This is a genomic window from Aquimarina macrocephali (genome assembly GCF_051627225.1).
GTDB classification, from domain to species: domain Bacteria; phylum Bacteroidota; class Bacteroidia; order Flavobacteriales; family Flavobacteriaceae; genus Aquimarina; species Aquimarina macrocephali.
The window spans coordinates 1,091,825-1,104,715 of the sequence record NZ_CP151795.1 but is presented as its reverse complement, the minus strand read 5'-3'; the positions used below and the strand labels follow the sequence as shown (position 1 = coordinate 1,104,715).

Annotated in this window: 13 protein-coding genes; all 13 read left to right on the top strand. The window is 33.5% G+C overall.

Features of this window, described 5'->3' with window-relative positions; all coding sequences use genetic code 11:
- The first annotated feature begins 22 nt into the window (after positions 1-22).
- The 13 genes from AAFU52_RS04925 to cobJ all read left to right on the top strand — a co-directional run bounded on the left by AAFU52_RS04925 (position 23) and on the right by cobJ (position 12,886).
- Positions 23-1,999, top strand: coding sequence for an ATP-binding protein (locus tag AAFU52_RS04925; protein WP_438425732.1), 1,977 nt, complete (start codon positions 23-25; stop codon positions 1,997-1,999).
- A gap of 12 nt (positions 2,000-2,011) precedes the next feature.
- Positions 2,012-2,680, top strand: coding sequence for a response regulator transcription factor (locus AAFU52_RS04920; RefSeq protein ID WP_438425731.1), 669 nt, complete (start codon positions 2,012-2,014; stop codon positions 2,678-2,680).
- 582 nt (positions 2,681-3,262) lie between these two features.
- On the top strand, positions 3,263-3,832 hold the full coding sequence (locus AAFU52_RS04915; RefSeq protein WP_438425730.1) for an RNA polymerase sigma factor: 570 nt from the start codon (positions 3,263-3,265) through the stop codon (positions 3,830-3,832).
- A gap of 96 nt (positions 3,833-3,928) precedes the next feature.
- On the top strand, positions 3,929-4,597 hold the full coding sequence (locus tag AAFU52_RS04910; protein WP_024771479.1) for a TetR/AcrR family transcriptional regulator: 669 nt from the start codon (positions 3,929-3,931) through the stop codon (positions 4,595-4,597).
- Positions 4,597-4,938, top strand: a complete 342-nt coding sequence (locus tag AAFU52_RS04905; RefSeq protein WP_152538600.1) for a hypothetical protein — start codon at positions 4,597-4,599, stop codon at positions 4,936-4,938. The genes AAFU52_RS04910 and AAFU52_RS04905 overlap by 1 nt, the downstream gene beginning before the upstream one ends.
- A 153-nt stretch (positions 4,939-5,091) precedes the next feature.
- Positions 5,092-6,687: a SulP family inorganic anion transporter gene (locus AAFU52_RS04900; protein ID WP_438425729.1), complete on the top strand. Its 1,596-nt coding sequence runs from the start codon at positions 5,092-5,094 to the stop codon at positions 6,685-6,687.
- A gap of 11 nt (positions 6,688-6,698) precedes the next feature.
- Positions 6,699-7,547: a universal stress protein gene (locus tag AAFU52_RS04895; RefSeq protein ID WP_024771476.1), complete on the top strand. Its 849-nt coding sequence runs from the start codon at positions 6,699-6,701 to the stop codon at positions 7,545-7,547.
- A gap of 5 nt (positions 7,548-7,552) precedes the next feature.
- Positions 7,553-8,179, top strand: coding sequence for a carbonic anhydrase family protein (locus AAFU52_RS04890; RefSeq protein ID WP_024771475.1), 627 nt, complete (start codon positions 7,553-7,555; stop codon positions 8,177-8,179).
- A 2-nt stretch (positions 8,180-8,181) separates the two neighbouring features.
- Positions 8,182-8,868: a DUF2490 domain-containing protein gene (locus AAFU52_RS04885; protein ID WP_438425728.1), complete on the top strand. Its 687-nt coding sequence runs from the start codon at positions 8,182-8,184 to the stop codon at positions 8,866-8,868.
- 216 nt (positions 8,869-9,084) lie between these two features.
- Complete coding sequence (gene cobW, locus AAFU52_RS04880; RefSeq protein WP_438425727.1) at positions 9,085-10,206, top strand: cobalamin biosynthesis protein CobW; 1,122 nt, start codon at positions 9,085-9,087, stop codon at positions 10,204-10,206.
- 45 nt (positions 10,207-10,251) lie between these two features.
- Complete coding sequence (locus AAFU52_RS04875; RefSeq protein ID WP_438425726.1) at positions 10,252-10,836, top strand: cob(I)yrinic acid a,c-diamide adenosyltransferase; 585 nt, start codon at positions 10,252-10,254, stop codon at positions 10,834-10,836.
- Positions 10,837-10,841: 5 nt separating this feature from the next.
- On the top strand, positions 10,842-11,534 hold the full coding sequence (cobI, locus tag AAFU52_RS04870; RefSeq protein ID WP_024771471.1) for a precorrin-2 C(20)-methyltransferase: 693 nt from the start codon (positions 10,842-10,844) through the stop codon (positions 11,532-11,534).
- Positions 11,531-12,886, top strand: a complete 1,356-nt coding sequence (cobJ, locus tag AAFU52_RS04865; RefSeq protein ID WP_438425725.1) for a precorrin-3B C(17)-methyltransferase — start codon at positions 11,531-11,533, stop codon at positions 12,884-12,886. The genes cobI and cobJ overlap by 4 nt, the downstream gene beginning before the upstream one ends.
- Positions 12,887-12,891: the final 5 nt, after the last annotated feature.

Sequence of the window (12,891 nt, the reverse complement as noted above, 5' to 3'; positions counted from 1 at the left end):
TATAATTTAGTACTTTTGAGGGATGAAACGATATACAGTTTTATCCCTCTTTTTTTTGTGTATATTGATAGGTGTTTTTTTCAATTCCTGTAATCATAATGTTACCAATGATCCGATTCCTTCGCAGGTAATTAAAAAGGTCGATTCTTTACATACCTATTATGACATTGCCTCAGATAATTCCAATGCTAAGGAAAAAAGATTAAAGGCTATAAATAACTTTTTACAAGGAGCCAGAAAGCTGGAAATGGATTCGTTACGACATAAAGGCCTCTCGTTATATGCAAAATTGCTGAATAAATATAAAGGTCCTCAAAAAGCGATTGACCAATCTTATGTATTATTACAACTTTCTCAACAAAATAAGGATAGTGTTTATATAGGAAAAGCATATTATAGGTTAGGGTTTTATAATAAAAAACTTGACAATTTCCTGGAGGCTTTTGGGTTTTATAATCAATCGTTTAAGATTCGGAGAAATCTTAAGGATAGCATCAATGCAGGAAAATGTTTGATGGCCATGTCTAATATTCAAAGAATATTAGCGGATCATAATGCCAGTAAAACAACCGCTACAGATGGTTTAAAATACATAGAGAATTCTGATCAATATAAAACTATCTGTGGATTGCACCAAAACATTTCTATAGCATTTAAAGAGCTGGGAAACTATAATCAAGCTCTTCTATGGAATAATAAAATCATGGACGTGACTAAAGATTCTATAGCAAGAAAGAAAATAGGAATAAATAATTTACCCATTTTTGAAAATACTCGCGCAAATATTTTGGCAAAGCAAAAAAAATATCAAGAAAGTATTGATATTTTACAATCCTTACTAAAAGATGAGAACGTAATAAAAAAACGAACACGATATGCGCAAATTCTAAACAATCTGGGATATATAAAATTCCTTCAAAATCCAAAGAATGTAGAAAGCGAAACGATGCTATTGGAAGCACTTAGTATTAGGCAACAAGAAAAAAGTTTATTAGGCCTATTTGCAAGCAACATATATCTTGCTAAATATTATAGAAATAAAGATTTAGGAAAAGCAAAGCATCATGCTCATGAATCCTATCAAAGTATAAAAAATTTTGGTGACTACGAAGGACTGCTAGAAGTGTTAACTTTGATTACCGAACTGGATCCAAAATCTCTAGAAGACCATCAACGCTTTAAAGAAGCTAGCCTTAAATTGATGGAGCTTCGAAAAAAGACACGGGAAATCTATGCGCCTACCCGATTCGAGAATGAAAACTTACTAAAGGAGAACGCAGAAAAAAACAGAAAAATATCAGAAGTTCGTAACGAAAATACGATTTACCTGCTTGGGATATTACTATTAGTTACTGGTATTGGATTTATAATCTATTTTTTTAAACAACAAATGCACTATCTCAACCAACAAAATAAAATAATACAGTTTGAAGCCAGTTACGAAACCGAAACTCGTATTTCTAAACAATTACATGATGAATTAGGAAATGATATTTTTCAGGTGATGATGCAATATCAAAACGATCCCCATGACTCCCAAATTAAAGATAAACTCAATACTACCTATCTCAAAGCACGTGATATCTCACGTGAAAACAATGAGTTCGAGACTGGGGAGACCTATCCAGAAGAATTGAATAATATGCTAAAAAACTATACCCAAAATGGGATTCAGTTAATTGCCATAGGATTTGATAGGATCGATTGGGATGAGATGGATAAAACCATAAAAATAACGGTATACAGAGTACTACAGGAATTGATGACCAATATGCAAAAACATAGTCAAGCCAGCCTGGTTAAATTGAGGTTTTCTAACCCTAATGATACACTCACAATTAACTATTCTGATAATGGTGTTGGGGTCACAGAAGAACATGTACAATCCAAAAATGGACTTCGAAATACAGAAAACCGTATTCGGGCTATACAAGGAACACTTATCTTTGACTCAGAAAAAGGTAAAGGCTTTAAAGCCGAGATACAAATCCCTAATTAAAAAGTTAGCAAGATGTTTACTAAAGTATTGGTAGCAGAAGACTATGAAATTGCGAATCAAGGCATTATAAAGGTACTAAATGATAAAATTGGAATTCACAATATTGAAGAAGCTAAATATTGTGATGATGCCTATCTCAAGTTCCGAAAAGCACATAATGACCAGGAAGTATTTGAATTATTGATCACAGACCTTTCGTTTAGAGAAGATCATAAGGTCCAAACCAGGACCTCAGGTATCGAACTCATAAAAGATATCAGAAGCATACAACCAGATATCAAAGTGATTGTATATTCTCAGGAAAACAGACCAGACAAAATCAATATGCTATTCGAAAAACTCAATATCAATGGATATGTCTGTAAAGGTCAGCATGCGATAAAAGAATTAGTAGCGTGCGTGGATGGTGTGTATCAAGGTAATATGGTATGGCCACCAGAATTAGCTAATAATTCTAATGCTAATACGATGATTCATTTAGATGATTTGGATATGATACTGTTAGAAGAATTATCAAAAGGATTTACCAAAAAAGAAATCAGAACCAAGCTTCAAAAACAAAACATATCTCCAAACGGTGAAAGTGCTATCGATAAAAGAGTAAGTAAACTTTTTGATGATTTCAAAGCTAAGAATAGCACTCATCTGGTAGCTATTGTAAAGGATTTAGGAATATTATGATCTGAGTTTCGATGTAAGCTAAAATATTTGAAAGCATCAATTCGAGACATCCAATAAAATGAACAGAAAACCAAATCAAAGGAAATTAGATGAAATTTAAGACTATATAAGTTTATGAAAAACAAATCATTATGAAATACGTCAATTCGAGTGGTTTTTCAGAATGACCCCTGGACGGAACCTGTATTGAGCAAAGTCGAAAGGTTCGAGGTGACATGGAGGAAAACGGTACTTCGGCAAGCTCAGTAGGACTATAGAGAATAGCTTTTTCCTACATCGAATTTAGGCTTATAGTAGCATAAAAGCGCTATTCAAATTTCTAACAGATAAAGAAAAAAGTACTGTACATCTTCAAAAGCAGTCTAATATATTTTTTTGCAAAAAAACAGATCACATTACAGAAATCTGTATTGACATCTGCCGTAGTCAATTTATGTTTGTATCATAAAAGCAAGTGAGCGATAAATGATAATGAGCTTATACCATTTGTTGTTTTAATTTACTGAAAGAGAACATTTTACCTCAGTAAATTCAAGAGATAAATGGTATTACCTAAATCCTAAAAGACACAAACTCACTATAATGATGGATAACGATCAAATAATCATAGCTGGAATCATTAATGGGGACGAGAAAATACTAACATGTTTTTATAAAGAAAATATACGATACATTCAGGGATATATTCTTCGCAATAATGGAAATCCTGAAGATGTAGAAGATGTTTTTCAGGATGCATTAGTTGTGCTATATCAGAAATTACGATCAGGTCTTTTAGAACTACGAGTACCGATAAAAACCTATTTTTATGGGATTTGCAAAAACCTGTGGAGAAATCGATTAAAGAAAAAGAAAAAACTAATTCTCGATGATGGATGGTATCGTTTTGAAGAAGGAACTAGTGAACCCTTAATAACTGATATTGAAAATCAAGAACGCGAACATCTCTATAGAAAACACTTTCAAAAATTAAGTACAGAGAATAAGAAACTATTATCTCTTTTTTTTGAAGGAAAATCAATGAAAGAAATTTCGAAAATCATAGGACATTCTGAAGGATATACCAGAAAAAAGAAATTCGAAGCCAAAAAGAAGTTATTAAAAATGATCGAAAAAGATCCAATGTATAATGAACTAAAAGCTGTATGTTAATTTAGATCAGAGATACTTCCAGAATCAATACTTTCATAAAAAATAGTTAAACTATTCTTATTTAATAGTAATACTTTCATATATTTGCTTTTCTAAATGGAAGGTTTACCTATACATATAACAATTAGTCCGGAGTTATACACCAAAAACCCTGAATCCTCTGATTTGGGGAAGAAAATAGTGCACACTAGTATCGAGATGATAAATGATTTAGGCTTTGAGTCTTTCACATTTAGAAAGCTGGGAGTTGCTATAGGGTCTAATGAAAGTTCGATTTATCGTTATTTTGAAAGTAAACATGCATTGTTGGTATACTTGATTAATTGGTATTGGAGTTGGATTGAGTACAAATTGGTTTTTGCAACGACAAACATTACTTCTGCAAAAGATAAATTGAACACTGCTATAACCTTGCTTACAGAGGAAGTAAAAGAAGACAACTCTTTTACTTTTATTAATGAAGTACTACTTAATAAAATTATCATTTCAGAATCTGCTAAAGCCTATTATACTAAGGATGTAGACGAAGAAAATAAAAAAGGGTTCTATAAAACTTATAAAAGAGTTGTACAAAGAGTGAGCGATATGGTTTTGGAGATAAATCCAAAATTTGAATTTCCACATATGCTCATTTCAACAGTAATGGAGGGAGCACATCATCAACGCTATTTTTCTCAACACCTTCCTGCCTTAACCGATGTTGAAGAAGGAAAAAACAATGTAGTGAGATTTTATACTGATTTAGTACAAAAAACTGTTGTGTGATGGGGTTATTCTGTAATAACATATTTAGCTTTATAAAGTATAGCTCGTTTATCGTTGTATTTGTGAGTATGTTGTTACAACCAATAGTAAGGACTATTGCACTTTTTGCTAATGATGATATCGAATTAGTTGAGATAGATTGGGAAGAAGATTCTGATGAAGATTCTGATGAAGAAGAAAAACAAGAAGATGATCGTAAGGATGAAAAAAATGAATTTAAAATTTTAAATTCTCAAGATCGTCATTTTATCTATGCTTCAGAATGTTTTTGTTATCAGGTACTACAACCTCATTATGATTTTGCTCTCGAAATTCCCATCCCACCTCCCGAACAGGTGTAATTAAATTAGGATTCTACGTTCTTAATCTGAATTCTTGCCGCATTTCAATCAGGTTCCATTACTATGGAACTCATTAATTTACATAATAACATTATTAATTGATCAATGTTTTTGTGCCCAATGGGGTATGGCATTTTTCAAACCAAAATAGCTATGAATAATCCAAATTTATTTAAAAATTTTAAGGCTGATATTCCAGCCAGTATTGTCGTATTTTTTGTGGCCTTACCTCTATGTTTAGGTATCGCTTTAGCCAGTGGAGCTCCTCTGTTTTCTGGCTTGATTTCAGGTATCGTAGGAGGTATCGTAGTGGGAGCCATGAGTGGGTCTCAAATAGGTGTTAGTGGTCCAGCAGCTGGCCTTGCAGCAATTGTATTAACCGCTATTGGCGCATTGGGAGGGTATCAAAACTTCCTTATGGCAGTCGTTTTGGGAGGTGTGATACAATTGGCATTTGGTTTTTTGAAAGCAGGAATTATTGGATATTATTTTCCATCATCTGTCATTAAAGGAATGCTTACAGGAATAGGTATCATTATCATACTTAAACAAATACCTCATTTCTTTGGATATGATGCAGATCCAGAAGGTGATTTTGCATTCTTCCAGATAGATGGAGAAAATACGTTTTCAGGGATTTTAAGCGCAATTAATGCTATTAGTCCTGGAGCTACCTTAATAGCGTTTATCGGTCTTGGAATTCTTCTTTTATGGAGTAATGTACTTTCGAAAAAAGGAAAAGTATTTAAGCTTATTCAAGGGCCTTTGGTAGCAGTTGCGGCTGGTATTATATACTTTGTAGTAACAGCAGGAAATAGTACCTGGGGAATCTCTTCAGAACACCTGGTAAGTGTACCTGTACCAGAGGATGCATCTTCGTTTTTAGCGCAATTTAGTTTTCCAAATTTTGGAGCCATTACCAATCCACAAATATGGGTAACTGCGTTTACTATTGCTTTAGTGGCCAGTCTAGAAACCTTATTATGTGTAGAGGCAACCGATAAACTAGACCCTCGTAAACGGGTAACACCTACCAATCGCGAATTATTGGCGCAGGGCACAGGAAATATTATTTCTGGGCTTATCGGAGGGTTACCGATTACCCAAGTGATTGTTCGTAGTTCGGCAAACATCCAATCAGGAGGTAAATCAAAAATGGCGGCAATCTTACATGGATTTTTGATATTGATTTCTGTAATTTTAATACCCAAACTTTTAAATAAGGTTCCATTATCTGTTTTAGCTGCAATTCTTCTTATCGTTGGGTATAAACTTGCAAAACCAGGATTATTTAAAACTATGTATCGATTAGGTTGGAAACAATTTGTTCCGTTTATAGTTACAGTTACAGGTATTGTATTTACAGATCTTTTGGTAGGGATAGGATTAGGTTTATTAGTAGGTATTGTAGTTATTTTGATTAAGAGTTTTCAGAACTCACATTTCTTACATATCGAAGATAAGAGTAACGGCAAGCATAAAATAAAGATGACATTAGCAGAAGAAGTAACATTCTTTAATAAAGGAGCTATTCTTAAAGAACTAGACAGCCTTCCCAGAGATACCTATTTAGAACTTGATGTTCGAAAAACAAGGTATTTAGACAACGATATTGTCGAAATTCTTGAAGACTTTTCCGAAAAAGCAAGGAATAGGAATATCGATATCCAGCTTATTTCAGAAAGAGGTACTATAGAAAATCCAGATAGCTTTATTCAATTTTTTAGACTACGCCCTAAAAGCGCTTAAAATACAAACTTATGAAAACTAATATGTTAGAATCAAAATACAGGCTATTGGTATTAATTGATCAAACCAAATCCTCATACACAGCATTACGTAATGCTGTAAATTTGGCAAAGGTTATAGATGCAGGAATTGAGGTTTTTTATGTAAAACCACCTATGCAGGTTGTTCGATATGATAACCAAATAGCTGTAATGCGAACATTAGAGGAAGAAAGAATTGCTTCAAAAAAGGCAATGCGAAAATTGGTCGATACTATATCAGATATAGAAAATATTCCTATCATTTATAGTTTTACTTTTGGAAATGTTATTACTGAAATACAAAATCACATTACCAAAACACAGCCAGATGTTGTTGTTATTGGTAAACGAAAACCCAAAATGGTAAACTTTTTGGGAGATGGATTAACATCTTATTTATTGAAGAATCACAAAGGTGAGATTCTTATTTCGGGAAGTGATAAAAACCTTACTTCTTATCATGATGTGTCTCTTGGTTTTCTTGATGATACATCGTTAAATAATGAAGTTGAAATTGTTCAGGATTTAAAAAAACGTACTCATAAACCTTTTAAGCTGTTTAAAATTAAGAAAACAGGTTCTCAGCTTAAAAAACCAATAACCTTTTCGAAACCTGAAGAACAATCTAGTGTAGCAAATACAGTAATCTTTGAATTTGAAGAAGGAATGGATGATAGTAATAGTGTCTCAAAATACATTGAAAAAAATAAATTGGGACTACTTTGTGTAAAAAGAGAAACCAAACAAAAGTTAAGCAAATCAATTGGTCTCAATGATAAAGCTCAACAAACTATAAATAAAACAAATGTGCCAGTTCTTGTCCTGGCTAACAAAAAATAATAATTATGAAAGCACATACAAAAGAAACGCAAGATGCAATGACCCCAAACAGTGCATTAAAGACCCTTGTAGAAGGAAATCAACGCTTTCAAAATAATTTGAAGGCAGATCGAAATTTATTACAACAGGTAACCCAGACTGCAAATGGTCAATTTCCTTTCGCAACTATATTGAGTTGTATCGATTCTCGGGTATCATCAGAATTAATTTTTGATCAGGGTCTGGGTGATGTTTTTAGTATACGAATTGCAGGAAATTTTGTGAACGAAGATATCTTAGGTAGTATGGAATTTGCCTGTAAATTGGCAGGAACAAAACTATTGGTGATCTTGGGACATACTGCCTGTGGTGCCGTTAAAGGAGCATGTGATCATGCCAGACTAGGAAATTTAACCGCCTTAATAAACAAAATAGAACCAGCAGTTGAAGCGGTTAAAGAACCAAAAGATGATGCATTGAGAAACTCAAAAAATATCGATTTTGTAAATGAGGTTGCAGAAAAAAATGTAATCATGACCATTGACAATATTCGTTCTTCAAGTGAGGTCCTTGCCGAAATGGAAAATAAAGGAGAAATAAAAATAGTTGGCGGAATGTATGACATTAAAACCGGCGGAGTAAAATTCTTTTAGACATGAAATCAAAATTTAGTTTTTTTTATTTTTTAGTACTTCTGTTTTTAATACCTACATCCATTTTTAGTCAGGATGATACAGGAAATTGGTTGATGTATTTTGGAACAAATAAAATAAGTGAGAAGTTTAGTATTCATACAGAAGTACAATACCGAAATCATACCATTGCTCCTGTTAATGTTGAACAATTATTGTTAAGAACAGGCCTTAATTATCATTTTGCTGAAAATGCTTTTGCAACAGCAGGTTACGCGTATATTAGTAATCATATCTATGAATCAGAACGTACAAGCCCCGAAGTAGAAGAGCATCGTATTTGGCAACAACTCATTACAACCAACAACCTTGGAAGAGTAAAATTTGAACATCGCTATCGTGTAGAGGAACGTTTTATCAAAAGTGATTTCAAAACACGTTTTAGATATCGTTTGATGCTTTTTTTACCTCTTAATAAACCCAAAATTGAAAAAGGAACATTGTTTGTTGGGGTCTATGATGAAATTTTTATCAATGGCGAAGAAGAGTTTTTTGATAGAAACCGACTCTACGGAGGACTAGGTTACCAATTATCTAAAAATGTTAATCTTCAAACCGGACTTTTATACCAAAGATTAAGAAATACAGGAAAAGCATTTCTTCAATTTGGAGTTGTCTTTAATACAGACTTACGTAAGAAAAAAGTATGATATAAATAATATTTGTTTATTCCCTTTCTATTGAAAAAGCCAGTTATTTCTATAACTGGCTTTTTGTAAATAAAAAGAGAATACTTGTGTCTAAATTATCTATTATCCCTTGTGTATTTTTATATTGGTGTTGTTTTTTATAAAATTCATTATCTGGCAAAATCTTAGATAAACATATCACAATTTGTTTTTTCCTTTAAGCTATAATAGATAGTTTTGCTTAGAATCATTTTTGATAAGAATTATATGGCTTTAAACACACAAAAAATACCTGTAACGATTATTACAGGATTTCTGGGATCTGGTAAAACAACTTTGATACATCAAATTGCTAAAAATGCAAACGGCAGACGATTAGCAATAATCGTTAATGAATTTGGAGAATTAGGAATGGATGGAGAAATTCTAAAAGGTAATGACTGTGGATGTGAAGAAGAAAATATATTAGAATTGAGTAATGGATGTCTTTGTTGTACGGTACAGGAGGAATTTTTACCCACCATGCTTCAATTGATGGAGCGTAAACAAGATATTGATCATATTATTATAGAAACTTCAGGGTTAGCATTGCCTAAACCATTACTAAAAGCTTTTAACTGGCCTGATTTGAAACCACAAATCACTGTAGATGCTGTAATTACTGCTGTTGATTGTGTAGGGCAGGCCACAGGAGAAATATGTGACCGTGATAAAGTACAATCTCAACGATTAGATGATGAAAATCTGGATCACGAATCTTCTATCGAAGAGTTATTCGAAGATCAGCTTTCTTGTGCAGATTTGATTATAATGACCAAATCAGATTTAATCAATACAGAAGAATATAATCAAGTCAGAGATATTATCCAGAATCGTGTTGGTGGCAACATCAAGTTGATTTCTGCAGTAAAAGGTAATATCCCAGCCGATGTATTATTAGGGATTGATGCTAAAGCCGAAGATCATGTAGATGATAAGCATTCTCACCACGAAGAACACCATCACCATCACCATGATGAGCATGGACATCATCATCACGACCATGATCATGATGATTCGATTAATTCTATTGTGATAGAAATTAAGGCACCTCATACTCCAGAAACTCTAATCAAAAATTTAAAGGCATTGGTAGCAGAACACCATATCTACAGGATTAAAGGAATTATCCATGTACCTGGTAAACCAATGCGTATGATTGTTCAGGGAGTTGCGGATCGATTTGAAAACTATTTTGACAGAAAATGGATCGATGGAGAAATCAAGGCTACTCGATTAGTGATTATCGGAGAACTACTCGAAGAGCAAAAGATTCAAGAGATATTAGAAGAAAAATTGATGATAGGAGAAGGAGTATAACTATTCATTTACATGATTTCAGTATTAATTTAAAATTTTAATCCCTTGAAAATATACACACGTAAAGGAGATACAGGTAAGACCGGAGTCTTTGGAGGAAAAAGAGAATTTAAAGATTCAGCACGTATAGAATGTAACGGAGCTTTAGACGAAGCGAATTCTACTATTGGATTACTACGTGCAAAACTAAGTAATGACCATGAGTGGCAGCCAAATCTTCACAAAATCCAAAAAGATCTTATGGATATGATGTCACATCTCGCAAGGCCATCAGATTCTAAAAAAGAAAATCCTAACCCCAGGCCTAAAGACGGGGCGGATTTTTGTGAACAATGGATGGATGAGATGGAAGCCAATATTAGTTCTCCATCTGACTATTTTTTATTACCTGGAGGGAATGAAATTTCAGCGTTATGTCACGTGTGCAGAACGCAAATCAGAAGAGGTGAACGTAGATTAGTTACCTTAATGCACGAAGATCCAGAACCTGTAGAAGAATATGTGGTTGCATATATTAATAGATTATCAGATTTATTCTTCACCATGGCTAGAGCAGAAATGGATAAAGCCGGGGTGGCAGAAGAAAAATGGCAGTTGTTTTTATATAAAAGAAAAAAGAAAAGAATATAACGGTTTTGCATACAATTTATGGAATAGCTTTAGGACCTGGAGATCCAGAGCTTCTTACGCTTAAAGCACTACGAATATTAAAAGAAGTTGATCTTATCTTTTATCCGGGATCTATTACCAAAGATCAAAAAAAGAGCTTTGTGTATCCTATATTGCAATATCACGGATTAGAGCATAAAGAACTGAAAGGATTTTTCCTAAATATGTCATACGACCGCAAAAAGGCTTCAGAAACATATGCAGCAACGGTAAAAGACATTGAAGAAGCCTGTCGTTCTGGAAAAAAAATAGCAATTGTATGCGAAGGTGATATTAGCTTATATGCTTCTTTTTCGTATATATTAGCAGAGCTTCAAGAGTTGCAATTACCAGTATCTTTGGTGCCGGGAATCAATTCTTTTTCGCTGGGCGCATCGCAACACCAAATACCATTAAGTTTACTTAACGATAAAATTGCGATCGTTCCAAGAGCAAAAAATATCGCAGAAATCTCTAAATATTTTTTAGAATTCGATACCGTAATATTAATGAAAATACGCTCTGGATGGAATGATTTTCAGTTAGAATTAGTACAGAAAGATTGGAAATGTTATTATTGTGAACGTTTAGGAACCAATCAAGAATATATAACAACAGATTTAAACACTCTGACCAATAGAGAAATTCCATATTTCTCTTTATTAATTATCAAACAATGATCAAAGTTGTAGGGCTAGGTCCCGGGCATTCAGATTATATCATTCCGATGGCTACACAGGCAATTTCAGAAGCCTCAGTAATCATAGGATATCACTATTATTTTCAATTTATACAACATTTAGTACGCCCTGATACCTTATGTATAGGTAAAGAATTAAGCGAAGAAGAAAAAAGAGCAGAAATTGCAATACAACATGCTTTAGAAGGAGAACATGTTGTTGTTATTGGCTCGGGTGATGCCAGTATATATGCAATGGCATCTATTGTATACCAAAAAGTTGCAGAACAAAAATTAGATATCCCTGTAGAAACGGTACCAGGAATTTCGGCCTTTATTACTGCCGGCAGTAAATTAGGAGCTGTATTAGGACATGATTTTTGTTGTATCTCATTATCTGATTTGATGACTCCATGGACCACAATAGAGAAACGTATCCATGCTGCGGCTATGGGAGATTTTGTAACAGGATTATATAACCCAAAAAGTAAAAAACGGTATTGGCAGCTTCAGGCCTTAAAAAATATCTATTTGCAATACCGCTCTGCAACAACCCCTGTAGCAATATGTAAGCAATTAGGAAGAGTAGAAGAAGAGATAAAAATTACCACTTTAGGAGATTTAAATGTCAATGAAGTCGATATGTTTTGTGTGGTGTTGATAGGAAATAGCCAGACCTTTAGATATAAAGATCATCTCATTACTCCAAGAGGATATTTAAACAGAAAACCAGAGACCGGTGTAGAAATACAACAAGCTAGTTTTAATGAGATATTAAATAATATTCCGCCAAATACATTAGCAAAAGACACGTTATGGGCAGCTATACGATGTATTCACACTTCTGGTGATTTTGAATATATAAATTACCTGAAAACTTCTAAACAGGCAATTGCTACCTGGCATGATTATCTTAAAAATGGAGGAACTATCGTTACCGATGTAACTATGGTGGCTGCAGGAATTACAAAAGCGTATACCGCTAAATATGGCAACCAGGTAATTTGTTTGTTAAACGATAAAGAATCTCTTCAGCTTGCCGAAAAAGAAGGATTAACACGAACACAGGCGGGAATAAAACTTGCTGCAAAAAAATATCCCAATGCACTATTTGTTATCGGAAATGCACCGACGGCATTAATTGAGATTGCAGATCAGATTCAAGCTGGAATATTATCTCCAACAGGAGTTATTGGAGCACCGGTAGGATTTATCAATGTAATTGAATCTAAAGAACGATTAAAGACAATATCCCATATTCCATATGCGTTAATTACCGAAAAACGGGGAGGTAGTAATTTTGCAGCAGCCATAATTAATGCAGCATTTACTCTAGAAGAAGCTAAATTATAAAAACA

Excerpts from the sequence above, each read along its gene's own strand:
- AAFU52_RS04925 (WP_438425732.1), top strand. The coding sequence starts at position 23 with ATGAAACGATATACAGTTTTATCCCTCTTTTTTTTGTGTATATTGATA.
- AAFU52_RS04920 (WP_438425731.1), top strand. The coding sequence starts at position 2,012 with ATGTTTACTAAAGTATTGGTAGCAGAAGACTATGAAATTGCGAATCAA.
- AAFU52_RS04915 (WP_438425730.1), top strand. The coding sequence starts at position 3,263 with ATGATGGATAACGATCAAATAATCATAGCTGGAATCATTAATGGGGAC.
- AAFU52_RS04910 (WP_024771479.1), top strand. The coding sequence starts at position 3,929 with ATGGAAGGTTTACCTATACATATAACAATTAGTCCGGAGTTATACACC.
- AAFU52_RS04905 (WP_152538600.1), top strand. The coding sequence starts at position 4,597 with ATGGGGTTATTCTGTAATAACATATTTAGCTTTATAAAGTATAGCTCG.
- AAFU52_RS04900 (WP_438425729.1), top strand. The coding sequence starts at position 5,092 with ATGAATAATCCAAATTTATTTAAAAATTTTAAGGCTGATATTCCAGCC.
- AAFU52_RS04895 (WP_024771476.1), top strand. The coding sequence starts at position 6,699 with ATGAAAACTAATATGTTAGAATCAAAATACAGGCTATTGGTATTAATT.
- AAFU52_RS04890 (WP_024771475.1), top strand. The coding sequence starts at position 7,553 with ATGAAAGCACATACAAAAGAAACGCAAGATGCAATGACCCCAAACAGT.
- AAFU52_RS04885 (WP_438425728.1), top strand. The coding sequence starts at position 8,182 with ATGAAATCAAAATTTAGTTTTTTTTATTTTTTAGTACTTCTGTTTTTA.
- cobJ (WP_438425725.1), top strand. The coding sequence starts at position 11,531 with ATGATCAAAGTTGTAGGGCTAGGTCCCGGGCATTCAGATTATATCATT.